This is a genomic window from Azospirillum sp. TSH58 (assembly GCF_003119115.1).
In the GTDB taxonomy this organism is placed as follows: Bacteria; Pseudomonadota; Alphaproteobacteria; order Azospirillales; family Azospirillaceae; genus Azospirillum.
This window is the reverse complement of the sequence record NZ_CP022363.1, coordinates 765,544-789,885: the sequence shown is the minus strand read 5'-3', so window position 1 is coordinate 789,885 and position 24,342 is coordinate 765,544. Positions and strand designations below refer to the sequence as shown.

24 protein-coding genes are annotated in these 24,342 nt (G+C 69.3%); 17 read left to right on the top strand and 7 right to left on the bottom strand.

The features are described 5' to 3' along the window. Positions 1 to 2: 2 nt before the first annotated feature. The 7 genes from TSH58p_RS03280 (at position 3) to TSH58p_RS03250 (ending at position 5,742) form a co-directional block, all read left to right on the top strand. The gene (locus tag TSH58p_RS03280) at positions 3 to 530 is read left to right on the top strand and encodes an L-2-amino-thiazoline-4-carboxylic acid hydrolase (protein ID WP_109071344.1); all 528 of its coding nucleotides are present in this window, start codon (positions 3 to 5) and stop codon (positions 528 to 530) included. Positions 531 to 612: 82 nt separating this feature from the next. Then, positions 613 to 1,743, top strand: coding sequence for an ABC transporter substrate-binding protein (locus TSH58p_RS03275; protein WP_109071343.1), 1,131 nt, complete (start codon positions 613 to 615; stop codon positions 1,741 to 1,743). Positions 1,744 to 1,797: 54 nt separating this feature from the next. Then, a complete protein-coding gene (locus tag TSH58p_RS03270; protein WP_040136279.1) occupies positions 1,798 to 2,712 on the top strand; it encodes a branched-chain amino acid ABC transporter permease in 915 nt (304 codons plus the stop codon). After that, a complete protein-coding gene (locus TSH58p_RS03265) occupies positions 2,699 to 3,727 on the top strand; it encodes a branched-chain amino acid ABC transporter permease (RefSeq protein WP_199230184.1) in 1,029 nt (342 codons plus the stop codon). The genes TSH58p_RS03270 and TSH58p_RS03265 overlap by 14 nt, the downstream gene beginning before the upstream one ends. Further along, positions 3,724 to 4,491, top strand: coding sequence for an ABC transporter ATP-binding protein (locus TSH58p_RS03260; protein WP_109071342.1), 768 nt, complete (start codon positions 3,724 to 3,726; stop codon positions 4,489 to 4,491). Before TSH58p_RS03265 ends, TSH58p_RS03260 begins: the two co-directional genes overlap by 4 nt. Next, entirely contained in the window at positions 4,488 to 5,213 is a 726-nt protein-coding gene (locus TSH58p_RS03255) for an ABC transporter ATP-binding protein (RefSeq protein ID WP_109071341.1), read from the top strand. The genes TSH58p_RS03260 and TSH58p_RS03255 overlap by 4 nt, the downstream gene beginning before the upstream one ends. Before the next feature lie 25 nt (positions 5,214 to 5,238). Beyond that, positions 5,239 to 5,742: an L-2-amino-thiazoline-4-carboxylic acid hydrolase gene (locus tag TSH58p_RS03250; protein ID WP_109071340.1), complete on the top strand. Its 504-nt coding sequence runs from the start codon at positions 5,239 to 5,241 to the stop codon at positions 5,740 to 5,742. A gap of 78 nt (positions 5,743 to 5,820) precedes the next feature. Here the strand turns inward: TSH58p_RS03250 and TSH58p_RS03245 are convergent, their stop codons facing one another. Next, positions 5,821 to 7,776: a methyl-accepting chemotaxis protein gene (locus TSH58p_RS03245; protein ID WP_109071360.1), complete on the bottom strand. Its 1,956-nt coding sequence runs from the start codon at positions 7,774 to 7,776 to the stop codon at positions 5,821 to 5,823. 421 nt (positions 7,777 to 8,197) lie between these two features. Here TSH58p_RS03245 and TSH58p_RS03240 point away from each other — a divergent pair, with 421 nt between their 5' ends. Continuing rightward, positions 8,198 to 8,788: an NADPH-dependent FMN reductase gene (locus tag TSH58p_RS03240; RefSeq protein ID WP_109071339.1), complete on the top strand. Its 591-nt coding sequence runs from the start codon at positions 8,198 to 8,200 to the stop codon at positions 8,786 to 8,788. Positions 8,789 to 8,918: 130 nt separating this feature from the next. Further along, complete coding sequence (locus TSH58p_RS03235; protein WP_109071359.1) at positions 8,919 to 10,418, top strand: L-lactate permease; 1,500 nt, start codon at positions 8,919 to 8,921, stop codon at positions 10,416 to 10,418. A 3-nt stretch (positions 10,419 to 10,421) separates the two neighbouring features. Here the strand turns inward: TSH58p_RS03235 and TSH58p_RS03230 are convergent, their stop codons facing one another. The 6 genes from TSH58p_RS03230 to TSH58p_RS03205 all read right to left on the bottom strand — a co-directional run bounded on the left by TSH58p_RS03230 (position 10,422) and on the right by TSH58p_RS03205 (position 16,123). Further along, the gene (locus TSH58p_RS03230; protein ID WP_109071338.1) at positions 10,422 to 11,219 is read right to left on the bottom strand and encodes a DeoR/GlpR family DNA-binding transcription regulator; all 798 of its coding nucleotides are present in this window, start codon (positions 11,217 to 11,219) and stop codon (positions 10,422 to 10,424) included. A gap of 74 nt (positions 11,220 to 11,293) precedes the next feature. Continuing rightward, entirely contained in the window at positions 11,294 to 12,370 is a 1,077-nt protein-coding gene (locus TSH58p_RS03225; protein ID WP_109071337.1) for an ABC transporter ATP-binding protein, read from the bottom strand. A gap of 4 nt (positions 12,371 to 12,374) precedes the next feature. Then, positions 12,375 to 13,208, bottom strand: coding sequence for a carbohydrate ABC transporter permease (locus TSH58p_RS03220; protein ID WP_109071336.1), 834 nt, complete (start codon positions 13,206 to 13,208; stop codon positions 12,375 to 12,377). 5 nt (positions 13,209 to 13,213) lie between these two features. After that, positions 13,214 to 14,047 (bottom strand): carbohydrate ABC transporter permease, encoded by an 834-nt coding sequence (locus TSH58p_RS03215; protein ID WP_199230185.1) that lies wholly within the window; start codon positions 14,045 to 14,047, stop codon positions 13,214 to 13,216. A gap of 65 nt (positions 14,048 to 14,112) precedes the next feature. Beyond that, positions 14,113 to 15,384 (bottom strand): ABC transporter substrate-binding protein, encoded by a 1,272-nt coding sequence (locus tag TSH58p_RS03210; RefSeq protein ID WP_109071334.1) that lies wholly within the window; start codon positions 15,382 to 15,384, stop codon positions 14,113 to 14,115. Positions 15,385 to 15,487: 103 nt separating this feature from the next. Next, positions 15,488 to 16,123, bottom strand: a complete 636-nt coding sequence (locus TSH58p_RS03205; protein ID WP_109071333.1) for a class I SAM-dependent methyltransferase — start codon at positions 16,121 to 16,123, stop codon at positions 15,488 to 15,490. Between the two features lie 215 nt (positions 16,124 to 16,338). Between TSH58p_RS03205 and TSH58p_RS03200 the strand changes: the two genes are divergently transcribed. The 8 genes from TSH58p_RS03200 to TSH58p_RS03155 all read left to right on the top strand — a co-directional run bounded on the left by TSH58p_RS03200 (position 16,339) and on the right by TSH58p_RS03155 (position 24,290). Next, positions 16,339 to 17,367: an AAA family ATPase gene (locus TSH58p_RS03200; RefSeq protein WP_109071332.1), complete on the top strand. Its 1,029-nt coding sequence runs from the start codon at positions 16,339 to 16,341 to the stop codon at positions 17,365 to 17,367. Further along, on the top strand, positions 17,357 to 18,214 hold the full coding sequence (locus TSH58p_RS03195) for a ParB/RepB/Spo0J family partition protein (RefSeq protein ID WP_109071331.1): 858 nt from the start codon (positions 17,357 to 17,359) through the stop codon (positions 18,212 to 18,214). Before TSH58p_RS03200 ends, TSH58p_RS03195 begins: the two co-directional genes overlap by 11 nt. Positions 18,215 to 18,345: 131 nt before the next feature. Next, complete coding sequence (locus TSH58p_RS03190) at positions 18,346 to 18,816, top strand: hypothetical protein (protein WP_109071330.1); 471 nt, start codon at positions 18,346 to 18,348, stop codon at positions 18,814 to 18,816. Positions 18,817 to 18,922: 106 nt separating this feature from the next. Next, complete coding sequence (locus TSH58p_RS03185) at positions 18,923 to 19,774, top strand: hypothetical protein (RefSeq protein ID WP_109071329.1); 852 nt, start codon at positions 18,923 to 18,925, stop codon at positions 19,772 to 19,774. A 70-nt stretch (positions 19,775 to 19,844) separates the two neighbouring features. Continuing rightward, on the top strand, positions 19,845 to 20,405 hold the full coding sequence (locus TSH58p_RS03180) for a hypothetical protein (RefSeq protein WP_109071328.1): 561 nt from the start codon (positions 19,845 to 19,847) through the stop codon (positions 20,403 to 20,405). 291 nt (positions 20,406 to 20,696) lie between these two features. Then, positions 20,697 to 21,437, top strand: coding sequence for a beta-ketoacyl-ACP reductase (locus TSH58p_RS03175; RefSeq protein WP_109071327.1), 741 nt, complete (start codon positions 20,697 to 20,699; stop codon positions 21,435 to 21,437). 404 nt (positions 21,438 to 21,841) lie between these two features. Then, the gene (locus tag TSH58p_RS03160; RefSeq protein ID WP_247874169.1) at positions 21,842 to 23,008 is read left to right on the top strand and encodes an acyltransferase; all 1,167 of its coding nucleotides are present in this window, start codon (positions 21,842 to 21,844) and stop codon (positions 23,006 to 23,008) included. A gap of 82 nt (positions 23,009 to 23,090) precedes the next feature. After that, positions 23,091 to 24,290 carry a peptidoglycan bridge formation glycyltransferase FemA/FemB family protein gene (locus TSH58p_RS03155; RefSeq protein ID WP_109071323.1) on the top strand — a complete coding sequence of 400 codons (1,200 nt, stop codon included), beginning with the start codon at positions 23,091 to 23,093 and terminating at the stop codon, positions 24,288 to 24,290. Positions 24,291 to 24,342: the final 52 nt, after the last annotated feature.

Here is a 24,342-nt window from a genome sequence, read left to right as displayed (position 1 = left end):
CGATGGCTGAAGACACCAAGGCGTCCGCCTCCGCACCCGCCGGCGCCCCCGACCACGCCACGCAGCTCCGCAACGCCTACGCGATGCGGGCCGCGTCCTACGCCCACATGTTCGACGTGCTGCGCGAGCGCTACGGCACCGACACGGCGCTGGACATCGGGCGCGAGGCGACCCGCCGCCTGGGTGAGGCGATGGGTGTGAAGTACGCGGCGCACGGCCCCGACGATTTGGCCGGCCTGTGCCACGCCTTCCTCGACGGCATCCCCAACCGCGATTCCATGTTCGCGCCGGAGATCAAGCGCTGCGACGGCGACGCGCTGGAGATTCATTTCCACCGCTGCCCCCTGAAGGAGGCGTGGCAGGCCCAGGGCAAGTCCGACGAGGATCTGGAGCTGCTCTGCAACATGGCCGGCGCCATCGACGGCGGCCTGTTCGAGGCGGCCGGCTTCGTCTTCCGCGGCGAGACCTGGAAGCCCGGCGACGAGGGCTGTTGCCGCCTGAAGGTCCTGCCCGGCCCGAAGGCCGCCTGATCCGCCGAGCATGCCTCCCAACCGTAAGACGCTGCCCAACACCGGCCTCGAAGCCGGCCTTCACAAGAAAGGTTCACCCGCGATGACCGCCCTGAAGACCGCCTCCCTCGCCGCCCTCATGACCGCCGCGCTGGCCGGCACCGCTTTGACCACCGGCACCGCCCTGGCCGCCGACACCGTGAAGATCGGCTACCAGCTGCCGCTGACCGGCGAGACCGCCCAGTACGGCCAGGACTTCCGCAAGGCCGCCGAGATCGCCCTGACCGAGTTCAACGCGTCCGGCAAGCCCTTCAAGGCCGAGATCGTCTTCGAGGACAGCCGCTCCGACGCCAAGGAGGGCACCAACATCGCCCGCAAGTTCGTGGACGACAAGGCGATCGTCGGCGTCCTGGGCGACTTCACCTCGGGCGTGTCGATGGCCTCGGCGCAGGTCTACAAGGACGCCGGGATGCCGCAGCTCTCGCAGACGGCCTCGCACCCCGACTACACCAAGATCTCCAAGTACCAGTTCCGCAACATCGCCACCCAGGCGCAGGAAGGCCCCTACAACGCCAAGTGGATGCTGTCCAAGGGCTACAAGAACATCGCCGTCATCGCCGAGCAGACCGACTGGGGCCAGTCCGTCGTCTCCGGCTTCACCGACGGCGTGAAGGCCAACGGCGGCACGGTGGTCTTCTCGGAGTTCTTCAACCGCGGCCTGAAGGACTACCGCTCGCTGATCAGCAAGCTGGAGCGCGCGAAGCCGGACGCCATCTACACCGGCTTCTTCTACGAGGACGGCGCGCAGTTCCTGCGTCAGGTGCAGCAGCTCGGCATCAAGACGCCGGTCTACTCCACCTCGGCCGCCTACAGCCCCAAGCTGATCGAGCTGGCCGGCGAAGCGGCGGAGGGCGTGCACCTCACCTCCAACTTCCTGCCGACCGACCCGGCCCCGCACATCCAGCATTTCGTGACGGAGTGGAAGGCCGCCTCCAACGGCGCGGTTCCGGGCCAGTTCCCGGCCCAGGCCTATGACGCCGTGCGCATCATGCTGGCCGCGGTCGAGAAGGCCTACCCGAACCCGACCCGCGAGAAGGTGCGCGACGCCCTGGCCGAGACCAAGGACTTCGCCGGCGTGACCGGCAAGACCAGCTTCAGCGCCGACCGCGAGGCCGAGAAGGAGCTGGTGAAGGTCGAGGTCAAGGGCGGCGCCTTCGTGCCGGTCGCCGACTGAGCGGCGCGCCCCCTTCCGACCCGATAGCCTAACGATCTCCAGCAAACGGCCCGCATGATCGACCCATACTACCTCCAGCAGCTCGCCATCGGGCTGTCGCTGGGGATGACCTACGCGCTGATGGCGATCGGCTTCACGCTGATCTTCGGCGTGCTGAACGTCGTCAACTTCGCCCATGGCGAGGTCTACACGCTGGGCGCCTTCGCCGGGCTGGTGCTGATTTCCGCGACGGCCCCGCCGATCTTCGCGGTGATCTTCATCGCCCTGGCGATCGGCGCCATGGCCGGATTCTCGCTGGAACGGATCGCCTTCAAACCCTTCCGCCGCTTCACCGACGAGGCGTCGCTGAAGTCGCGGGCGATGCGCGAATCCACCCTGCTCTCCTCGCTCGCCGTGTCCATCGTGGTGCGCGAGGCGCTGGAGATCGTGTTCGGGTCGCAGATGCGCTCCGTCCCGTTCGAGTATCTCATCAACACGCCGGTGCGGATCGGGCCGGTGATCCTGGTGACCGGCGACTTCATCATCTTCGGCGTCGCCGCGGCGATGCTGATCGGTCTCCAGTATCTGCTGACCCGCACCCGCATCGGCCTGTCGATCCGGGCGGTGTCGAACAACCCGCTGGGCGCCAAGTATGTCGGCATCGACACCGACCGCACCATCATCATGACCTTCGTCGTCGGTTCGATGATGGGGGCGGCGGCCGGCATCCTGACCGGGCTCTATTACGGCGCCATCTTCCCCGCCATGGGCTTCGTGCCCGGCATCAAGGCCTTCGTCGCCATGGTGATGGGCGGGCTGTCCTCGATCCCGGGGGCGGTGATCTGCGCCCTGATCCTGGGCATCTCGGAGAGCATGGCGACGACCTTCGTGTCGTCGGGCTGGTCGGACATGGTGGCCTACGGCTTCCTGATCCTGACCCTGATCTTCTTCCCCAACGGACTGTTCGGAGCGCGCCGTGAACGTGTCTGACCTGTCGGCGCCGCGCCGCGGGCAGGGCGCGCTGATTCCGCTCCTGCTCGCCCTGCTGGTCTTCGTCGGGCTGCCCGCCCTGCTGGCCGGCTTCGACCGCGGCTATTTCTACCAGATCGCCAATCTGGCGCTGATCTTCATCCTGCTGTCCGCCTCCATGCATCTGGTCACCGGGGTGGCCGGGCTGCTGCATCTCGGGCACGCCGCCTTCTACGGGGTGGGCGCCTACACCGCCGCCCTGCTCTCGACCAAGTTCGGGCTGGGCTTCACGGTGACCCTGCCGCTGTCCGGTCTGGTGGCGGCGCTGATCGCCTTCCTGGTGGCGCTGCCGACCATGCGGCTGGTCAGCATCTATTTCGCCGTGGCGACGCTGGCCATCGGGCAGATGCTCTATCTGGTCATGCTGAACTGGGTGGAGTTCACCAAGGGCCCCAACGGCATCATCGTCACCAAGGGGCTGGAGCTGTTCGGCTTCAGCCTGTCGGGCCGGCTCGCCACCTACTACACGGTGGCGACGGTGGTGGCGCTGTGCGTGCTGGCGATCGGGCGGCTCAGTCACTCCTACTACGGCAACGCGCTGCGCTCGATCCGCGAGGACGACCAGTGCGCCGACGCCATGGGCGTCAGCACGGCGCGCCTGAAGATGGAGGCCTTCACCCTGTCGGCCTTCTTCGCCGGGGTGGCGGGCAGCCTGTGGGCGCACATGACCGGCTACATCTCGCCGGGCGACTTCAAATTCTCCGAATCCATCCTGATCCTGGCGATGGTGGTGGTGGGCGGCCTGGGCAGCCTGCCCGGCGCGGTGATCGGCGCGCTTCTGCTGATCCTGCTGCCGGAGGGGCTGCGCGCCTTCGGCGACTTCCGCAACATCATGGTCGGTCTGGTGATGTTCCTGTCGATCCTCCTGCTGCCGAAGGGCCTGCTGGGCGAGGTTTCCGCGCTCCAGCTCGCGCGGCGCCAGCTGGGGGCGGCGTGGCGCAACACCGTGAAGGGCGAAGGGATCGGCTGGCGATGACCCATCTTCTCGACATCCGCAACGTCAGCCGCCGCTTCGGCGGCGTGCTGGCGGTCAACGACGTGACCGGCCATGTGGACGAGGGCGAGCTGGTCGGGCTGATCGGCCCGAACGGGGCGGGCAAGACCACCCTGTTCAACCTGATCTCCGGCTTCACGCCGCTGTCGTCGGGCACCGTCGCCTTCGACGGCCGGACCATCAGCGGGCTGAAGACCAACCAGGTGGCGCGGCTGGGCATCAGCCGCACCTTCCAGAACCTGCGCGTCTTCCCCAACATGTCGGTGTTCGACAACGTGTCGGTGGGGGCCGTGGGCGCGCTGCCGCAGGGGGCGCTGGGCGCGCTGTTCGGCTCCCTCGCCGGGGGCGGCGCCCGCTCCGCCGAGATCAGCCGCCGCACCTGGGAGGCGCTGGAGGCCGTCGGCCTGACCCATGTGGCGGGCGAACTGGCGGCCAACCTGCCCTACGGCCAGCGCAAGTATCTGGAGATCGCCCGCGCGCTGGCGATGCAGCCGCGCTTCCTGATCCTGGACGAGCCCGCCGCCGGCCTGAACGACACCGAAACACGCGCGCTGGCCGACTTCATCAAGCGGCTGCACGGCACCGGGCTGACCATCATGCTGGTGGAGCACGACATGACCCTGGTCATGAGCATCTGCCAGCGCATCCTGGTGCTCGCCTCCGGCCGCAAGATCGCCGACGGCCCGCCCGACGCCATCCGCCGCGATCCGGCGGTCCTGGAAGCCTATCTGGGGGTGGAGGCATGACCCAGCCGCAAGCCAACGGCCCGATCCTCGCGATCGAGAACCTGCACGTCACCATGGGACCGCAGGAGATCCTGCACGGCATCGACCTGACCGTGGCGCAGGGCGCCATCGTCGCCGTGCTCGGCTCCAACGGCGTCGGCAAGACGACGCTGATGCGGGCGATCTCGGGCGTCTACCGGGCGAGCCGGGGCGGCATCGCCTTCCGCGGCGAGCCCATCGCCAACCTGCCCGCCCACCGCATCGTCAAGCTCGGCCTGTCCCAGGCCCCGGAGGGCCGCCAGATCTTCTCCAACATGAGCGTGCGGGAGAATCTGGTGCTCGGCGGCGGCGACATCGGGCTGGGGGAACTCGACCGGATGCTCGACATGTTCCCGGTCCTGCGCGAGCGGCTGCGCCAGAACGCCGGGTCGCTGTCGGGCGGCGAGCAGCAGATGCTGTGCATCGCCCGCGCCCTGATGCGCCGTCCCGCCCTGCTTCTGCTCGACGAGCCGTCGCTGGGGCTGGCCCCGATGGTGGTCGCGCAGATCTTCGATCTGGTGCAGCGCATCCGGGCGGAGGGCGTGTCGATCCTGCTGGTCGAGCAGAACGCCCGCGCCGCCCTGCGGGTCGCCGACCACGCCGCGGTGATGGAGGACGGGCGGATCGTGCTGGCCGGTCCGGCCGCCCAGCTGCGCGACGATCCCCGCATCGCCGAAGCCTATCTCGGCGGCCACGCGCATTGACGGCTATCTGACACGGGAGACACCGATGACCGAACCGACCGACACGCCCGCGGCCAAGCCGGCAATGGGCATGCTGGAGCGCCGCGGGATCGAGGCGGCGATCCTGAAGCCGGTCTACGAGGAGATGGCCGCCCGGCTGGGCGAGGCGGTGGCGCAGGAGATCCTGGGCGCCGCCATCACCCGCGCCGCCGTCGAATCCGCCGCGGCCTTCGCCGCCACCGAGCCGAACGGCACCAGCCTCAAGAGCTTCGCCGACCTGCAGCCCCTGTGGACCAAGGACGACGCGCTGCGGCTGGAGGTGCTGCACCAGGACGAGACGCGGTTCGACTACAACGTCACCCGCTGCCGCTACGCCGAGATGTACCGGGAGATGGGGCTCGGTCCCATCGGCCACCTGCTGTCCTGCAACCGCGACGCCGCCTTCTGCACGGGCTACGACCCGTCGATCAAGATGGAGCGGACGCAGACGATCATGCAGGGCGCCAGCCATTGCGACTTCCGCTACAGCGTGGACAAGCCGGAAGGCTGACGAGGACAAGCCCGAAACGGCGACGGCCCGGCGTGAGGAACGCCGGGCCGTCGTTTTTTCAGGACGGGATTCGGTTCGTCAGGCCGCCGCCGTCGCCACCGGCTGAAGACCGCGGGTCAGCTGGGTGAAAACCTCGCGGAACCGCCCCTGGGCGACGTCGGCCTCGGCAAAGCGGACATGGACCGCCGCCTTGTCGATGGCCCGCACCTCGAAGGCGACGGACAGGCCGAAGCGGTCGAGCCGCAGCGTGCCGCGGTCGCCCACGCCAAGGCCGCCGATCCCGCTCAGCATCGCGCCGCCGTTCGACAGGTCGGTCAGGGTGCCGGACTGGTCGCGCCCATGCACCACGGCGCTGCAGGACTCGTTCACCCGGTAGCGCGGGCTGCGGCGGCGGTCGGCGTCGGTCGTGGAGGTGCGGACGACGCGCACCAGCACGCGGCGCAGCTCGTCGATGCTGTTCGCCACCTCGTCCGAACCGGCCCGCACGCCCGACGCCTGGGACCCGGTCTGGTCGGCGTCGCTGGAGACGGCCGCGATGCGCACCGACACCTCCTGCGCGGCGTTGGAGGTCTCCACCACGTTGCGGCTGATTTCCTGGGTGGCGGCGGCCTGCTCCTCCATCGCCGCGGCGATGGCGCTGGAGATCTGGTCGATCTCGCCGATGGTGTCGCCGATCTCCGCCACCGCGCCCACGGCGGTGCTGGTCACCCCCTGGATTTCCGCGATCAGGCGGGTGATCTCCTCGGTCGAGCGGGCGGTCTGGTTGGCGAGGTTCTTCACCTCCTGCGCCACCACGGCGAAGCCCTTGCCGGCCTCGCCCGCGCGCGCCGCCTCGATGGTCGCGTTCAGCGCCAGCAGGTTGGTCTGGCTGGCGATGTCGGTGATCAGCTTCACCACCTCGTCGATGCGGCCGACCGCCTCGGAGAGGGACTGGATGGTGCCCTGGGTGCGCTGGCCGTTCTCCACGGCGCGGCGGGTGACCGCGCTGGAATGGGCGATCTGGGCGGAGATCTCGCGGATCGAGGCCGCCAGCTCCTCGGTCGCCGCCGCCACGGTCTGGGCGTTGGCCAGCGCTTCCTCCGCCGCCGCGGCGACGTTCTGCGCGTTGATGCTGACCCGCTCGGCCGAGGTCGCCATGGCGTCGGCGTCCTGGGCCATGCCGCCGGTGCGCAGGGCCACCTGCTCCACCGCGTGGCTGGCCTCGCGCTCCACCGTCTCGGCCATGGCCTGGAGGGCGGTGATGCGCTCCTCCTCCGCCTGGCGCTGGCGCTCCGCGCGCTCCTGGATGGAGTAGCTCAGCTTCGCCTTCACGGCGCGGATCTGCGACCGGATGCGGGCGAACTCCGCCACGCCGGAGCTGGGGACGTTGGTCATCAGGTCGCCGCGGGCGATGGCGTCGAGATGGGTTTCGACCAGCCCGAGCGGGCGCCGGACCGTGCCGAGCACGCTGAGCGTGCCGACGCCGGCCACCAGCAGGCCGAACAGCATCAGCCCGCTGAAGATCTCAACGCTGTCGCTGCCGGTCACGCTCAGCCAGCCAAGGACCATGATGGTCAGCAGCAGAAGGCCGGTGGTCGCCAGGATGCGGCCGGCGATGCTCGACGCCAGGTCGCCCAGCCAGACCCCGAAGCCGCGGCGGACGATCTGACCGTCCAGCAACCCGTACTGCTGGCCGCGCCCGGCGCGGATCTCGGCGTAGATGCGCTCCGCCTCCGCCACCGCCTCGCGGGTCGGCTTGGTGCGGATCGAGATGTACTCCGTCACCACGCCCTTCTCGGTGATCGGGGTGACGTTCGCCTTGACCCAGTAATGATCGCCGCTTTTCGACCGGTTCTTGACCAGCCCCTCCCACGGCCTGCCGTCCTTGATGGTTTCCCACAGGTTGGCGAAGGCCGCCGGGGGCATGTCCGGATGGCGCACAAGATTGTGAGGTGCGCCGAGTAATTCCGTTTCTGAGAAACCGCTAATATCAACAAATGCTTTATTGACGAACGTGATCTTGCCGCGGGTGTCGGTCCGCGACACAAGCAGCATGTCGTCGGCCATTTCGATTTCGCGGTTCGTAACCGGTCCATTGTCGCGCATAAGCCAGCACCCCGTCGCGGAGAACACGCACAAACACTACTTAAGTGCTACTTCTACTGTATTAATGGCCGAAAAACATCACCATATTGTCGCACCGCCGCCGGCCATCTTCGGGCTCGCCCGGGCCGGCGCCAACCCGCTAGACCGCTGCAAACGCTGGGAAAATCATCGATTTATCTTGCATTTTAGGCGTATTCGCAGCGCTGCCGCCCCGTATTGTGGATTCTACGGAGTCCGCCCCGATCCCGGGTGGACGGCGGGGGGCCGGCCGCCGATCCCGCGGGTTGCGGCGGGATGACGGGGACGGCACCATCCTGCACGCGCACCGTTGGAACGGGCACTCACCTCAAACCACGACAGGACAGCCACGATGACCGACACCGCCAAGCCCGTCCGCCTTCTCGGCCTTTCCGGAAGCATCCGCCGCCACTCCCACTGCACCGCGGTGCTGAAGACGCTCGCCGACTCGCTGGGCGGCAAGACGGGCGGCAAGGCGGAGATGACGCTCTTCCCGCTGAACGACATTCCGCCCTACGATCCCGACCTGGACGCGGAGAACACCCCCGCCCCGGCCACCGCGCTGCGCGACGCCATCGGCGCGGCCGACGGGCTGGTCGTCATTTCCCCGGAATACAATTACGGCATGTCGGGCGTTCTGAAGAACGCGCTGGACTGGGCGTCGCGCCCGGCCATGAAATCGCCGGTGCGGGGCAAGCCGATCCTCATCATGACCGCCTCCCCCGCCTTCACCGGCGGCGTGCGCGCCCAGCACGAGATGCGCGAGACGCTGTCCGGCATGATGGGCCGGGTCATCGCCCGCCCGCAGGTGGTCATCGGCATGGTGCACGACAAGATCAAGGACGGCCGGCTGACCGATCAGGCCGCGCTGGACTTCGCGCTGGCCGCCATCGACGATCTGCTGGCGGAAGTCGCCCTGCTGCGCGGCGCCAAAGGCGCCTGACTCTCCGGGAGGAAGGGCCGGGAGGAAGGGCCGGGCGCGCGGGGCTGCCGCGCAAAGACCGATGGGGCTGGCCGAAGCGTGTCAATATTAGTATATCAGCACGCTTCATTCACGGTCCCCAGTGTCGATCATGCCCCTGACCCTCCATCTGCTGCCGCTCGCCGCCACCGTCGCCCTTCTGGTGTCGCGGCGCGTGAGCATGCTGACCGCCGGAACCGCGGGGATGGCGCTGGCCGCCGGGGTGCTCATGGCGGCCCTGATGGTGGCGCAGCCCGGCGGCATCGCCGCTCCGGACTGGACGGCCCGGCTGCCCGCGCTGCTGCCCACCGTGGCGCTGAAGGCCGGGGAAGGGGCGTGGCTGGCGTGGCACGCCATGTCGATCATCGCGGCGGGCCTGCTGTTCCACCGCGCCTTCGAGGCGCGCGCCGTCAAGGCCGAGGCCCGGAGCGAGGCGAAGACCCCGGCCGAGCGCCGCCGCGCCGTCTTCGTCGCCTGCCTGCTCGCCGGTCCCTTCGCCGAGTCGGTGACGGGGTTCGGCGTCGGGCTGGTGGTGGCGCTCGCCATGCTGCGCCCGCTGAACCTGCCGCCGGCCCACGCCGCGGCGCTGGGCCTGTTCAGCCAGATGCTCGCCCCCTGGGGCGCTCTGGGCGTCGGCACGCGGGTCGGGGCGGAGCTGATCGGGGTGTCCTTCACCGAGCTGGGGACGGCCAGCGCCGCCCTGATGGTGGTGGTGCTGCCCAGCCTTCTGCTGGTGTTCTGGCGGCTGATCCACGGCGCCGGGCTGACCTCCAGCCCGACCGACCGGGCGAGGGATCTCGCCCTGATGCTGGCGCTCGCCGGGCTGCTCTGGCTGACCAACCGCTTCGTGGCGCCGGAGCTGGGCGGCGGGCTGGCGACGGCGGTGCTTCTGCTGGCGGTGGAGGCGCGGCGGCTGCCGCGCGACGCCGCCGGGCTGTCGCGCCTGCTCGCCCTGCTGTGGCCCTATGTGGTTCTGGTCGGCGGGCTGATGGCGACGCGGCTGGTGCCGCCGCTGTCCGACTGGACGGCCAACTGGCTGGTGCTCGACCCGTTCGGCGGGCTGGCGCCGATGCCCCTGCTGCGCCACCCCTCGACGTGGCTGGTCGCCATCGCCCTGGTCATGCTGGCGGGCCTGCCGGGCGGACGCGCCCTTGCGGTTGTGGGACCGGCCCTGCGCGCCGCGCTGGTGCCAATGGCGGCGACGCTGGTCTTCGTGGAGCTGGCCGCCTTCATGGCCGCCTCCGGCGGGGCGACGGCCTTCGGGCAGGCGTGGCAGGCGATGGCGGGCTCCGCCGCCGTGCTGGCGGTGCCGGTGCTGGGGGCGGCGACGGGGATGCTGACCGGCTCCAACACAGCGTCGAACGCCCTGATGATGCACATCCAGGTCAATCTGGCGTCGGGCAGCGGCCTGCCGATGATCGCCGCCGCCGCGATCCAGGTGGTCGCCGGCAGCGTCTGCACGCTGCTCACCCCGGGCCGGATCGTTCTGGCCTCCAGCCTCCTGGGGCTGACCAAGGCGGAATCCGCGATCTACCGGCTGGCGCTGCCCATCGGCCTCGCCTCCACGGCGTCGCTGCTCGCCGTCGTCACCGCCTGGGTCTGGCTGGTGTAGGGGTCAGTCCTGGGGTTCCGGTTCCGCCGCGCGGTCGGGGAACAGCTCCTCCACCCGCACGCCGGACTCCCGGCAGATGCGGGCCAGCCGGTCGGAGGGAAGGGCGTCGGTCACGAAGGTGTGGACCTGCGAGATGTGGCCGATGCGCACCGGGGCGGTGCGCTCCAGCTTGCTCCGGTCGGCGACTAGGATGACGTGGCGGGCGTTCGCCATGATCGCCTGCGACACCCGCACCTCGCGGTAGTCGAAGTCGAGCAGCGCCCCGCTCTCGTCGATGGCCGAGGCGCCGATCACCGCGAAGTCGGCCATGAACTGGTTGAAGAAGTCGATGGCGGCCTCGCCGACGATGCCGCCGTCCGACCGCCGCACCACCCCGCCGGCCACGATCACCTCGATGTGCGGCTCGGGGCGCAGCAGGTTGGCGACGTTGATGTTGTTGGTGATGACCACCAGCCCGCTCCGCCCCTGGAGGGCGCGGGCCACCTCCTCCGTCGTCGTGCCGATGTTGATGAAGAGGGAGGAGCTGTCGGGCACCAGCTCCGCCGCGCGGCGGCCGATGGCCCGCTTCTCGTCCTGGGCGATCAGCCGCCGCGCCTCGTAGCCGAGATTCTCGACCCCCGACCCGGCGACGGCACCGCCATGAACGCGCTGGAGCAGGCGGCGGTCGCACAGCTCGTTCAGGTCCTTGCGGATGGTCTGCGGCGTGACGTTGAAGCGGGCGGCCAGATCGTCGACCAACACGCGCCCCTGCGTGCGGGCGAGCGCCAGGATGTCGGTCTGACGGGGAGTCATGATGTCCATGGCGGCATTCAAGCGGACCGCCGCTTCGCCGGCAAGTTCATTCGAAAGCGAGGTGGCACACTTCAGCCCTGTCCTCAGAGCCTTTGCCCGTCGGCACCGAAGAGATGCGCGGTTTCGCCCCGCAGGTTCAAGCGCAAGCGCTCGCCCGCCGCCACTGGCCGGTCGCCGTCGAGCCGGACCAGAAGCCGCTGCCCGTCCTCCAGCGCGGCGTGGCAATGGGTTTCCCCGCCCAGCCGCTCCACGGCCAGAACGGTGGCAAGCAGCCCGACCCCGCCATCGGCCAACCCCACATGCTCCGGCCGCACGCCCAGCGTCAGGGGCGTGCCCGCCGGGGGTGCCGAACCCTCCACGGCGACGTCCAGCGGCGCCCCGCCGGGCAGCCACACCCTCACCGACCCGTCCACCCGCCCTTCCGAGACGACATCCAGGAAATTCATGGCCGGCGACCCGATGAAACCGGCGACGAACCGGTTGCGCGGCCGGTGGTACAGCTCCAGCGGCGTGCCGGCCTGCTCCACGCGTCCGGCGTTCAGCACGACGATGCGGTCGGCCAGGGTCATCGCCTCCACCTGATCGTGGGTCACATAGATCATGGTGGCGCGGAGATCCTCCTTCAGCTTGGCGATCTCCAGGCGCATCTGCACGCGCAGGCCGGCGTCGAGGTTGGACAGCGGCTCGTCGAACAGGAAGACCTGCGGCTCGCGCACGATGGCCCGGCCGATGGCGACGCGCTGGCGCTGGCCGCCGGACAGGTCGCGCGGCTTGCGGTCGAGCAGGTCCTCGATCTGAAGCAGGCGGGCGGCGGCGCGCACCCGCTCCGCGATGGTCCTCTTGTCGGTCCGCGACAGGGTCAGGCCGAAGGCCATGTTGTCGTAGGCCGTCATGTGGGGATAGAGCGCGTAGGACTGGAAGACCATGGCGATGCCGCGCGCCGCCGGCGGCCGGTCATTCACCCGCTGCCCGCCGATGGACAGATCCCCGCCGCTCGGCTCCTCCAGCCCGGCGATCAGGCGCAGCAGGGTGGACTTGCCGCAGCCGGACGGGCCGACGAAGGCGACGAACTCGCCGTCCGCGACCTCTAGGTCGACGCCATGGATGACCTCGATCCGCCCGAAGCTCTTGCGCACCCCGCGCAGCGTGACCTCCGCCATCGCCCTAACCCTTCACAGCACCGGCCGTGAGGCCGGAGACGATCCGCCGCTGGAACAGCAGCACCAGCCCGATCAGCGGCACCGTCACCACCACCGACGCCGCCATGATCTGGCCCCAGGGCAGCTCGTACTGGCTGGCCCCCGACATCAGCGCGATCGCCACCGGCACGGTGCGCGCGTCGTCGGTCAGGGTGAAGGTCAGGGCGAACAGGAATTCGTTCCAGGCGGCGATGAAGGCCAGCAGCCCGGTCGCCGCCAGCGCCGGCCCCATCAGCGGCAGGAACACCCGCGTCACGATCACGAAGGGGCCGGCGCCGTCCACCATGGCGGCCTCCTCCAGCTCCTTCGGCAATTCGCGCATGAAGGTGGTCAGCACCCAGACGGTGAAGGGCAGCGTGAAGATCAGGTAGGACAGCACCAGCGAGCCGATCCGGTTGTAGAGGCCAAGCCAGCGCACCAGCTCGAACAGGCCCGACAGCACGGCGACCTGCGGGAACATCGACACGCCCAGCACCACGAACAGCAGCAGCCCCCGCCCGCGGAAGCGCACCCGTCCCAGCGCGTAGGCGGCCAGCACCGCCAGCCCGAGCGACAGCGCGACCACCGCCGAAGCGGCCAGCAGGGAGTTCAGGATGTTCCGCCCGAAGGGCTGCTCCCGGAAGATCGCCGCGTAGTTCGCCAGCGAGGGCTGCGACGGCCAGGCCTCCACCGTGAACAGCGCGCTGCCCACCTTCAGCGATGTGACGATGGCCCAGACGAAGGGAAACACCGCCCAGACGACGATCCCCAGGACCAGAAGGGCGAAGGCGATGCGGCCCACGGTGCGTTTCAGGCCCATCCCCCTCACCTCCCCGCATCGACGCGCACGCGGCCCAGCGTCACCGCCAGGACCGTCGCCGCCGCCAGCACCAGGACCAGCATCGTTGCCGCGGCGGAGCCGTAGCCGATGTCCTGGAAGTCGATCAGATACTGCCGGGCGTAGACCGACATCGACATGGTGGACCGGCTGTTGCCGGTCAGCACATACATCAGGTCGAACACGCGCAGCGCGTCCAGGGTGCGGAACAGCACCGCCACCATCAGCGCCGGGCGGATCAGCGGCAGGGTGATGCGGAAGAACACCTTGACCGGATGCACCCCGTCCACCCGCGCCGCCTCGTAGAGGTCGCGGGGGAGCATCTGGAGGGCGGCCAGGATCAGCAGCGCCATGAAGGGCGTGGACTTCCACACATCCACCGCGATCACCACCGGCAGCGCCAGATCGGGATCGGCGGTCCAGGCCCTCGGCTCGGCGATCAGCCCCAGCCCCATCAGGATCGCGTTCACCACCCCGTAGAGGTCGTGGAACATCCACCCCCACATCTGGGCCGACACCACGGTCGGGATCGCCCAGGGGATCAGCACGGCGGCGCGCAGCAGCCCGCGTCCCGGCAGATGCGCGTTCAGGATCAGCGCGATGCCCAGCCCCAGCGCCGTCTCGATCCCCACCGACACCACGGTGAAGACCAGCGTGTTCCACACCGCCCGCCACCAGACGGGATCGCGCATCAGCCACAGGTAGTTGTCCAGCCCAACCCCCTGGAAGCCATCCAGCGTGGCGAGCGTCGCGTCGGTGAAAGAGAAGAAGACGGTGCGGACCAGCGGCCATCCCGCCACCCCCGCCAGAACGACCAGCATCGGCAGCAGGAACAGCCACGCCGCCCGGCGCCTCTGCCGTTCCAGGCTGGACTGCGGAAGACCGCTCACCAGCGCCCTCCCCGGCTGATGCGGACGAGAGCCTCCGTCAGGTCCGGCAGCATCGCCTTGGCGTCGCGGCGTCCGGTCAGCACCTCATGGACGTTGGCGTAGAACTCCGCGGACACCTGATTGTAGCGCATGCCCGTCGCCTGGGCCGGGCGGTTGACCGCGTTGGCGATGGAGTCGGCCAACGCCGCGAAGAAGGGGTTGGCGGCCACCACCTCGGCATCCTCGTAGAGCGCGGGAATGGTCGGGTTGGAGGCGCCGTGGATCGCCCGGCGCTTCTGCTCGACCACACCGGTCAGGTGCAGCGCCAGGTCAGCGGCCTCGTCCGCATGGGCGGAGAATTTGCTGACCGCCAGCAACTGCCCGCCCAGCGTGGACGTGTGGCGCCCGTCCGGCCCGCCCTTGGGCAGCGGCACCACGGCGACCTTGCCGCCGACCGCGCTGTCCGCCGCGTTGACCAGTGTCCAGGCGTAGGGCCAGTTGCGCATGAAGACAGCGTTGCCGGACTGGAAGACGCCGCGCGCCTCTTCCTCCATGTAGTTCAGCACGCCGGGCGGGCTGATCGAGCCGACCCAGCCGCGGGCCATGGCCAGCGCCTCGGCGGCGCGCGGGTTGTCGATGGTGATGGCGCCGTCCGGGTCCACGATGGTGCCGCCGTTGCGGCTGGCGACCCATTCCAGCGCGTTGACGGTGAGCCCCTCATAGGCGCGGCCCTGCCAGACATAGCCCCACATGCGGTCGCGCCCGGCGGCGCGTTCCGCCCGCTGGATCAGGGCGGCGGTGTCCTGAAGCTCCTCCCAGGTCTGCGGCACCGGGCGCTCGTGGGCCTCCAGCAGATCCTTGCGGGCATAGAGGACCCCGGCGTCCGCGAACCAGGGCATCGCGACCAGCCGACCCTTCACCGTCGCGGCTTCGATCATCGCCGGAAGATGCCGGCGGACGATGTCCGGCCCGGCGCGGTCCTTCAGATCGATGAAGTAGTTTCCGAGGATGCCCGGCCAGACCACGTCGATCTGGAAGACGTCGATGTCCGGCGAGCCGGCGGCGAGAAGCTGCTGGTAGAGCGCCAGCTGCTCGCTCGCCCCCTTGGGCGGGGAGACGAAGCGGACCTCGTTCCCGCTGCGCCGCGCCCACTCCTGCGCGCCGTCGCGGCACAGGTCGAAGCTGATGCCGAGCCCGCTGCAGGCCAGAGTCACCGTCGCCCCGGCGGCGGGCAGCGCCGAAAAGGCCGTCAGCACCCCAGCCAAGAGCAACGCGCACCGCCGCGCCATGAATGCCCACCCGTTTCCGGTTCATCCTGGCCCGGTTCACCAGGTCCGGATGGGAAACTCCAATGGCCGCGGTCGAGTTCCCTGGCGCTTATGCCCCGGCCCGTCAGGCGGGCGTGACGGCGTCGCGGCGGCAGTGCAGCAGGCTGAACAGGCCGAAGGGCGGCACGGTCTGCAACTCCTCCACCTTCAGGCGGGAGCCGGACATCAGCGTGTCCAGCGTGAAGTCGGGACGCCAGCCCAGCTTCTTGGAGAAGGGCGCCATCCAGTTCTCCACCGAGCGGCGGATGCCCGGCTTGTCGGCGGCGAAGTGGTTGACGATCAGGATGTCGCCGCCGGGACGGCAGACGCGCTCCAGCTCGTTCATGGTGCCCTGCGGGTCGGGGACCACCGTCATCACATACATGGCGACCACGAGGTCGAAGCTGCCGTCGGCGAAGCCCAGCTTGCCGGCGTCCATCTCCAGCAGCCCTTCCACATTCTCCAGCCGCTCGCGGTCCACCCGGTCCTGGGCGACGCGCAGCATCTCGGAGGACAGGTCGATGCCGACCACGCGGTTGTCCTTGCGGTAGTCGGACAGGGAGATGCCGGTGCCGACGCCCACCTCCAGAACGCGCAAGCCGCCCCGCCGGTTGATCCACTTCACGGCGGCGTGCCGGCCGGACGCCAGCAGGTTCCCGAAGACGGGGTCGTAGAAGCGCGCGTAGCGCCGGTAGGCGGCGCGGATGGAGTCGGCGTCCATTGGGTCTCCCTCACGATTCCTGGCGCAGGATTTTCGGCCGCGACCATAGCGGCCTTTCGCAGCACAGGAAAGCCGCAGCGCGCCCCCATGTTCCATGCCGCAGCACAGTTCCGTGTCCGTTTCGGAGCGTCATCACATGTGCGGCACGGATGTTGACACCACCATCAACATGACTCATGGTGCTTCCGCGACCACCCCAAACAAGGGATGCCCCCGTGGCCCATGAGATGAGCGGCGAGGAGCTGCGCCGCTACCGCGAGCAGCGCGGCATGAACCAGCAGGCTCTCGTCGGCTGGCTGAACGAACGGCTGAACCGGCGCTACGACCGCGCCAAGATCTCCCGTTGGGAAACCGGGGCGGAGCGGATTCCGCAGATCGTCGCGGGCGCCCTGAAGACCGCGACGGAGCCGGTGGGAATCCCCGCGGCGGCGGCGGTGCGGGCGGCCCCGGTGGTGTTCTGCGCCGCCAACCAGAAGGGCGGGGTCGCCAAGACGACCACCTGCGTCAATGTCGCGTGGCTGCTCGCCATGTCGGGGCGGCGCGTGCTGCTGATCGACTGCGACCCGCAGGCCAACGCCACCGTGCATCTGGGCGTCGATCCGCACGAGCGGGAGCTGGCCAAGGCGACCCTGACCCACGCGCTGAAGGCCAGCCGCCCGATGAAGGAGTTCATGACTCCGGTCTGCGACGGGGCGTTCGATCTGCTGCCCTCCTCCATCTCGCTGGCAGCGACCGACCGGGAGCTGCTGCGCCAGCCCAACGGCACGCTGATCCTGCGCGCCAAGATCGCGCAGCTCGCCGGCCAGTACGACTTCGTGGTTCTGGACTGCCCGCCGCATCTGGGCGAGCTGACCGTCTCGGTGCTGAACGCCGCCGACCAGCTGCTGATTCCGACCCAGACGGAGATGCTGTCGATGATGGGCATCCCGCAGCTGTTCGAGACCATCGCCGGCGTGCGCGAGCTGGTGAATCCGCGCCTGCAGATCCTCGGCGTCCTGCCGACCATGTACAGCCCGCGCCGCCTCCAGGACGAGACGGTGATGAAGGAGCTGCGCGAGCTTGCCGCGGCGGAGCAGCTCCGCCTCTTCTCGCCGGTCAAGCGGGCCGCCGACTATTCCAAGAGCGTGATGGCCGGGCGCCCCGGCCTCGCCTACAACCCGAACTCCGCGGGCGCGGAGAGCTACCGCGAGATCGCGGACTCCCTGCTCGCCCTCGCCGGGGAGGAGATGCGCCATGGCGCGTAAGCTCGACACCTCCAACGCCGGCCTGTTCAAGCGGGCGCTCAGCCGCACCGGCAGCGGCGGGGGCAGCAACGCCGCCCTGTTCGGCCTGTCCGGCAAGATGCGCCACCGCGAGATTCCGCTGGATCAGGTCGAACCGAACCCCGACCAGCCGCGCCGCAACGCCCGCGGGGCCGACATCGCGGCGCTGGCCGCGTCGATCGGCGAGCGGGGCCTGCTGCAACCGATCAACGTGCGGGAGGTCGCCCCCGACCGCTTCCAGATCGTGGCGGGGGAGCGGCGCTACTGGGCCTTCCGTACGCTGGAACGGGAGACCATTCCGGCGCTGGTCATCGACACCGACGACGTGCAGGCGCTGGCCCTGATCGAGAACGCCCAGCGCGTCGACCTGCACCCCATCGACCTCGCCCTGACGCTCGCCAAGCTGATCGGCGACAAGGGGCTGACGCAGGAGCAGGCGGCCGTCCTGATCGGCAAGTCCCAGGAGTATGTGGCCCGGCTGCTGGGCATTCTGCGCCTGCCCCCCCGCATCCTGGAGGAAGCCCCCGACCGGCCCACCGTCTCCGTCTCCCTGCTGATGGAGCTGGCGGAGCTGCCCGACGAGGAGGCCCAGTTCGCGCTCTGGGCGCGGGCCGGCAACGGCCTGACCGTGAAGGACGTGCGCGGCGCCAAGCAGGAGCGCAAGGCGGCCCGCACCGCCATCCCCTCCGCGGCACCCGCCCTGCGGGCGCTGCGCAGCAACGTGGACAAGATCCACAGCCTGCGCGCGTCGGGCCATGCGCTGGCCGAGGACCAGCGGCAGGAGCTGCGCGACCTGCGGGACGCCATCGACGCCCTTTTGCGCGAGTGACGGGGCAGCGGAGCGGCACGAAATAGAATTTTTTCGTCACACTTTCGTTTCGCTGGCAGTCACTAGACGGAACTCGACTCTTGCGTGACGCTTGGTCAATGTTACGCCATCCGTCTCCAAAAGGTGATGCCATGTCCGATACCGCCGTCGCCGACCCCGCCGACCCCGCCATCCAGTTGCCGGCCGTCCAGGCGCCGGCGGCGCCGTCCGCCCCCCCGCCGAGCGGCGCCGCCGTCATCCAGAACGAGCAGGGCAAGGCGAACTCCCTGCTGAACACCATCGCGGACAAGCTGGACCGGCTGGTCACGCTGACGGTGGTGACCGCGATCGCCGACATCGACGTGGTCCAGGACGACCCCAATCAGGTCGGCTTCACCTGCCGTCCGAAGTCCGGCACGACCATCGAGGCGTTCCAGACCCAGGTCAATCTGGTAACCGGCGACATCGAGAACCTGATCAGCCGCGATTTCGCGACCAACACCGCCTATCACAGCCTGACCGAGTTCCATCTCGCCCAGGTCACCAAGAGCAGCGACATCGTCAGCACCAACCTGAAGGCGATCCGCGACCTGGCCGTCCAGATCTCCGGCCGCACGGGCTGACGCGCCTCCGGAACGGCGGGGAGCCTTTCCTCTCCCTGCCGCCTCCCCGACGCTCCTCCCAACCCAGCGCCCCCAACCCAGCGCCCCCAACCCAGCAAGGTGGCCGATGTCCCAGTTCGTCGATCTGGCGCGCAACCTTCTCGCGCTCGAAATCAACACCGTGCTGAAAACCGGCATCTCGGCGGAGAAGATGCCGATGGCGGGCGACGCGCTGATCGATCTGGCGCAGGAGTATTATGTCTTCCTGTGCGAGGCGCTGGAGGTCTTCGGTAGCCGCGAGACGGCGATCCTCGCCCCCTGGGCCGGCCAGATATCGGACAGCTTCCATTGGGGGATGGCGCCGTTCGTCCCGCCGTCCGACGCCGCCCGGCCCGACCGCTACGACCCGTTCTTCTTCAGCCGCGACCTGCCCGGCAACGACCCCGCCCGCGGCACCACGCTGAAGGTCTTCGACGACCTGCGCGAGGTGGCGAGCTGGCTGCGCGAGATGACCGACCGCACCCTGGACGCCGCCCGGCAACCCGGCGCCACCGCCGACGTGGTGTCCGCCGCGGCGATGATCGACCAGGACACGCTGCCGATCCTGATGCGTATCCAGCGCAACTCCGACCAGATCAACGACGTGCTGCGGCGGCGCGGGCTGGACACCGTCAGCTATCTGCGCGGCATGGACGAGGAGGTCCGCCGCATGCCGGCGCTGAAGACGGCCGACGTGGTGACCATCCGCAAGGCGTGGGACGTGGGGACCGAGTTGGTGGTCATGCAGTCGACGATCCAGATCGACGGCGACGTGGTCACCCGCCTGCTGAAAGGGCGGGACAACGCCGGCAGCACCGTCATGATCGGCGTCCACAAGGACGCGGTGGACGTCTCCTTCCGCTATTGGAGCTTCCTGATCGACGCGTTGGGGCGGTTCGCCGGGAAAGCCGTGAACACCCTGGTGGGAGACACGGGGTAGCCCGCTGCGCCGGCGCTTCCTCAGCGACCTGCCGCATGGCTTCACCTGGAGACGCGACGCCCTGGCCGAGATGGTCGGGCGCTTGCGCCGCGGCAAGGCCGGCCTGATCCCGCGGCGCGGGCATGGCATCGCCCTGGCCCTCCAGTTCTTCGCCCAGGGCGGACGGACGATCGGCCTGCGCGTGCCGGCGGCCGCGCCATCGTCCGTCGGCGCCCTGCGCACCATCCCGGTCCGCGTGTCGATCCAGCCCGACGGCGACGTCCTGGTCGCGCTGCCCCGCGCCGCGGTCGAGGACGGGCGGTTCGACGCCGCGGCCGCAAGGCGCCTGACCGCGCAACTGCGCCGTCTGGTGGGACGGGTCACGACGACGAACCCGCTGTGGGGCATCGACGCGCTGCAGGCGCTGGGAGAGGCCGTCACCGCGGTGGCCGGGCTGTGCAGCGGCGGCGTATTGCTGTGGAACGGGTTCGAGCAGATGACCGCCGGGCGATGGGCGCACAGCGGCGCGACGCTCGCCCTTCTGGCCGCTCCGGCCGCGCTGGCGAAGCTGCGGCCCTGGCTTCTGGGGGCGGTGGCGCCCAAGCTGTTCCCGCTCGCGCTCAAGGCCGGCGAGCGAATCCTGCGGATTTGAGCCGAATTCGACTGGTCACACCACTTGGTGCGGTGCAGTAAGGCCCTGAAAAGTCATTTCTTATTGACATTCCTGTGAAAAATCGCATCCGCTCGCATCTGCGATGTTGCAGCGCATTGGCCCGGGGCCGGACTTGTTCTATGTTATGCCTGCCGCCGCAGTTGATGGGCACCCCGCAGGGACCATCGGCACGACAGCATCCGTAACAAGAAGCAACCCCTTTGCTTCTGCGGTTCACCAGCGGGCTTGCCTCACCAGGAGCTGGCCGTTTCTATTACTGGAGCGATTGTAATGTCTCAGAAGATCGCGCTCGTCACCGGTGCCATGGGCGGTCTCGGCACCGCCATCTGCCAGGCCCTGGCCAAGGACGGTTACATCGTGGCGGCGAACTGCCTGCCGAACTTCGAGCCGGCCGCCGCCTGGCTGGGCCAGCAGGAAGCTCTCGGCTTCAAGTTCTACGTGGCCGAAGGCGACGTTTCCGACTTCGAAAGCTGCAAGGCGATGGTCGCCAAGATCGAGGCCGACCTGGGTCCGGTGGACATCCTGGTGAACAACGCCGGCATCACGCGCGACAAGTTCTTCGCGAAGATGGAGAAGGCGCAGTGGGATGCGGTCATCGCCACCAACCTGAGCAGCCTGTTCAACGTCACCCAGCAGGTGTCGCCGAAGATGGCCGAGCGCGGCTGGGGCCGCATCATCAACATCTCCTCGGTGAACGGCGTTAAGGGCCAGGCCGGCCAGACCAACTATTCGGCCGCCAAGGCCGGCGTGATCGGCTTCACCAAGGCGCTGGCCGCCGAGCTGGCGACCAAGGGCGTCACCGTCAACGCCATCGCCCCGGGCTACATCGGCACCGACATGGTCATGGCCATCCGCGAGGACATCCGCCAGGCGATCACCGACAGCGTTCCGATGAAGCGCCTGGGCCGTCCGGACGAGATCGGCGGCGCGGTGTCCTACCTCGCCTCGGAGATCGCCGGCTACGTCACCGGCTCGACCCTGAACATCAACGGCGGCCTGAACTACCAGTAAGTCGCTGGTGGCAAGACCGCTGGCCGTAAGACGCCGGCGGCGGATCGCCCATTGATACGCACGGCCCGCTCCCGGTCTCCAAGCCGGGAGCGGGCCGTGTGCCATTCGCCCACCGCGATATCCCTTCACGGTAGGACGCCCGGGATCGGGCCGACCGTTCGCGCCGCGTGCCGCCCTTTTGTGCCATGGCTTCGGTAACGGACGGTCATCTGAACAGTATACTCCCGCAGATTTCCTGTTGAATCCGTTCGGGCCCCTGTATCCGCGCCCACCAACGGGTATGCTCCCCGGCAGCACGCAAGTTGCGTCCAGAGGCCGCACCGCGCTCGTCTTCCGGAATCAACAGACGTCGAGAACCTGCACATGGGCACATCCCATGCAGGAAGGGAGGAATCGTGCCTGAAATGCCGATAAAGCACACTCTGCCGGGGGACGGGCAGGCCCGTCACAGGTCCGGGACCGACTACGTCTACGGGATCGACATGGTGCGGTTCGCCGCGGCTTTGCTGGTCACCGGCTTTCACCTGACCTGGCGCGACCCGGCGGTCGCCGACGTCATGTGGTCCGGCTGGGCCGGGGTGCAGGTCTTCTTCGTGGTGTCGGGCTTCGTCATCGCGAATTCGGCCAACAACGCCACCCCGATCGCCTTCATCCGGTCGCGTCTGCTGCGCCTCTATCCGGCGGCCTGGGTCTGCTCCATCCTGTGCCTCGTCGCCCTTGTGCTGATGCCCGGCCCCGACCCGGATCTGGCGCGTCGCTTCATCGCCTCCTTCACGCTGGCCCCGGCCGGCCCCTACATCGCGTCGGCCTATTGGACGCTGCCGGTCGAGATCGCCTTCTACGCCGCGGTGTTCCTGCTGCTGCTCAGCGGCAACTTCCACCGGCTGCCGCAATTCGCCCTGGCGCTGACCGCCGCCAGCTCGGCCTATCTCGGCGTCTACAGCCTGCACGTCTTCGGCGTCGTCAGCCTGCCGTTCCTGGAGTTCGAGTACGGCATGCTGAACATGACGCTGCTGCGCCACGGCGTGTTCTTCGCGCTGGGCATCTTCCTGTGGCTGTGGTCGCGCGGCAAGCTGACCCGGACGGGCATGGCCGCCGCCCTGCTGGCCCTGATCGCCGCGCCGCTGGAGATCACCGCCCGGTCGGTGGAGTTCGTGGAGCGCTCGCCCGTCCCGCTGAATCTCGCCGATCTGTGGATGAATCCGCTGCTGATCTGGGGCGCGTCGCTTCTCGCCATCGTCGCCTCGGCGCGCTGGCGGGCGGAGATCGCCACGCTGCCGCCGGCCATCCTGTCCCTGCTGCGCGTGGTCGGGCTGGCCACCTACCCGCTCTACCTGCTGCACGAGGTGATCGGCGCCTCGGCCAAGGCGCTGGCGATGCAGGCCGGGGCCTCCTCCATGGCCGGGGCGGTGACGGGCGGCGCCCTGTCCATCGCCGTGGCCCTGCTGGTCGCCGCGGTCCTGGAGCCGGCGGTGCGCGACCGGCTGCGCCGTCTGCTCGACATCCCGCAGGCCGCCTTCTCGGCCCGCCCCGCCTTCAGCACCTTCTACCGCTCCGGCGGAACCGTGTGACCCATCGTCTGCCCAATCATCCGACCGTTACCAAACGCTTCCACAAAAAACGATCGCCGTGAATTCCAGGGGAGAAACCTGAATGTACACCGACGCGCTTGGTGGCGATGTCCTGTGCCCCGCGTCCTCCATCGAGATCGACCGGGTCGACCGCAGCGGCTGGTACGCCATCCTCGATGGCTTCGACGACGCCAACATCTTCCAGACCTGGGATTATGGCCGCATCGCCCACGCCGGGCGTGAATTGAGCCACCTCGTCGTGCGGCGCGACGGGCGCCCGGTGGCCGCGGTGCAGGTGCTGCTGCGCCGCGTGCCGGGCATCGGCGGCCTGGCGCTGGTCATGTGGGGGCCGATGTGGCACCCGCGCGGCCAGGGTCCCGACCACGCCGCCCTGACGACCGCGCTGCACGCGCTGAAGGCGGAATACGCGGACCGGCGCGGCCTGATGCTGCGCCTGCTGCCCCACGTCTCCCAGGCGGACGGGGAGGCGGTGACGGCGGCCCTGGCGTCGCTGGGGATGCGGTTCCGCGAGGAGAAGGCCCCCTACCGCACCTTCATCACCGACCTGAACGCCGACGAGGCGGGCCTGCGCTCCAACCTGTCCCACCACTGGCGGCGCGGGCTGAACAAGGCCGAACGGATGGGGATCGAGGTCGTCGAAGGCTCCCACGCCGAACTGCTGGAGACCATCGACGACATCTTCGTCGAGACGCAGCGCCGCAAGGGCTTCAAGGCCTACGACAGCCGCACCTTCACCCGCATCAACGAGGCGCTGCCGCCGCGGCGCAAGATGCGCGCCTTCCTCGCCATGCATGAGGGGCGGCCGGTGGCCGGGGTGGTGGTGTCGCTGTTCGGCACCACCGGGCAGATGCAGAACTCCGCGACGCTGGAGGCCGGTCTGCGGGTCAACGCCGCCTATCTTCTGCAATGGCGGGCGATGCTGTGGATCAAGGCGAACGGCGGTCTGCGCTACGACCTGCACGGGGTGAACGCCCAGACCAATCCCGGCGTCTACCAGTTCAAGCGCGGCCTCGCCGGCAAGCATCCGGTGGAAACGGTCCATCTCGGCACCTTCGAGACGCCCGGCCCGCTGCCCAGCCGCCTGCTGGTCCAGAGCGGCGAATCGATGCGCGCCCAGGTCGACCGCTGGAAGACCCAGGCCGGCACGATGCTGAGCCGGCTGCGCAACTGGAAACCGCCCCAGGCCGAACCCGCCCCGGCGGAGGAGATGGACGCCTCCGACGCCGCCGTCCTGGCGAAGGCCCCGACCGGCCCCGCATGAGGTGGACCCGGCGTGAGGTTGGCCCGCCGTGAGGTTGGCCTGCCGTGAGGTT

Bases quoted from the DNA above. Each gene is read 5' to 3' on its own strand.
- TSH58p_RS03280 (WP_109071344.1), top strand. From the start codon at position 3: ATGGCTGAAGACACCAAGGCGTCCGCCTCCGCACCCGCCGGCGCCCCC.
- TSH58p_RS03275 (WP_109071343.1), top strand. From the start codon at position 613: ATGACCGCCCTGAAGACCGCCTCCCTCGCCGCCCTCATGACCGCCGCG.
- TSH58p_RS03270 (WP_040136279.1), top strand. From the start codon at position 1,798: ATGATCGACCCATACTACCTCCAGCAGCTCGCCATCGGGCTGTCGCTG.
- TSH58p_RS03260 (WP_109071342.1), top strand. From the start codon at position 3,724: ATGACCCATCTTCTCGACATCCGCAACGTCAGCCGCCGCTTCGGCGGC.
- TSH58p_RS03255 (WP_109071341.1), top strand. From the start codon at position 4,488: ATGACCCAGCCGCAAGCCAACGGCCCGATCCTCGCGATCGAGAACCTG.
- TSH58p_RS03250 (WP_109071340.1), top strand. From the start codon at position 5,239: ATGACCGAACCGACCGACACGCCCGCGGCCAAGCCGGCAATGGGCATG.
- TSH58p_RS03245 (WP_109071360.1), bottom strand. From the start codon at position 7,776: ATGCTGCTTGTGTCGCGGACCGACACCCGCGGCAAGATCACGTTCGTC.
- TSH58p_RS03240 (WP_109071339.1), top strand. From the start codon at position 8,198: ATGACCGACACCGCCAAGCCCGTCCGCCTTCTCGGCCTTTCCGGAAGC.
- TSH58p_RS03235 (WP_109071359.1), top strand. From the start codon at position 8,919: ATGCCCCTGACCCTCCATCTGCTGCCGCTCGCCGCCACCGTCGCCCTT.
- TSH58p_RS03230 (WP_109071338.1), bottom strand. From the start codon at position 11,219: ATGGACATCATGACTCCCCGTCAGACCGACATCCTGGCGCTCGCCCGC.
- TSH58p_RS03225 (WP_109071337.1), bottom strand. From the start codon at position 12,370: ATGGCGGAGGTCACGCTGCGCGGGGTGCGCAAGAGCTTCGGGCGGATC.
- TSH58p_RS03220 (WP_109071336.1), bottom strand. From the start codon at position 13,208: ATGGGCCTGAAACGCACCGTGGGCCGCATCGCCTTCGCCCTTCTGGTC.
- TSH58p_RS03215 (WP_199230185.1), bottom strand. From the start codon at position 14,047: ATGCTGGTCGTTCTGGCGGGGGTGGCGGGATGGCCGCTGGTCCGCACC.
- TSH58p_RS03210 (WP_109071334.1), bottom strand. From the start codon at position 15,384: ATGGCGCGGCGGTGCGCGTTGCTCTTGGCTGGGGTGCTGACGGCCTTT.
- TSH58p_RS03205 (WP_109071333.1), bottom strand. From the start codon at position 16,123: ATGGACGCCGACTCCATCCGCGCCGCCTACCGGCGCTACGCGCGCTTC.
- TSH58p_RS03195 (WP_109071331.1), top strand. From the start codon at position 17,357: ATGGCGCGTAAGCTCGACACCTCCAACGCCGGCCTGTTCAAGCGGGCG.
- TSH58p_RS03190 (WP_109071330.1), top strand. From the start codon at position 18,346: ATGTCCGATACCGCCGTCGCCGACCCCGCCGACCCCGCCATCCAGTTG.
- TSH58p_RS03185 (WP_109071329.1), top strand. From the start codon at position 18,923: ATGTCCCAGTTCGTCGATCTGGCGCGCAACCTTCTCGCGCTCGAAATC.
- TSH58p_RS03180 (WP_109071328.1), top strand. From the start codon at position 19,845: ATGGTCGGGCGCTTGCGCCGCGGCAAGGCCGGCCTGATCCCGCGGCGC.
- TSH58p_RS03175 (WP_109071327.1), top strand. From the start codon at position 20,697: ATGTCTCAGAAGATCGCGCTCGTCACCGGTGCCATGGGCGGTCTCGGC.
- TSH58p_RS03160 (WP_247874169.1), top strand. From the start codon at position 21,842: ATGCCGATAAAGCACACTCTGCCGGGGGACGGGCAGGCCCGTCACAGG.
- TSH58p_RS03155 (WP_109071323.1), top strand. From the start codon at position 23,091: ATGTACACCGACGCGCTTGGTGGCGATGTCCTGTGCCCCGCGTCCTCC.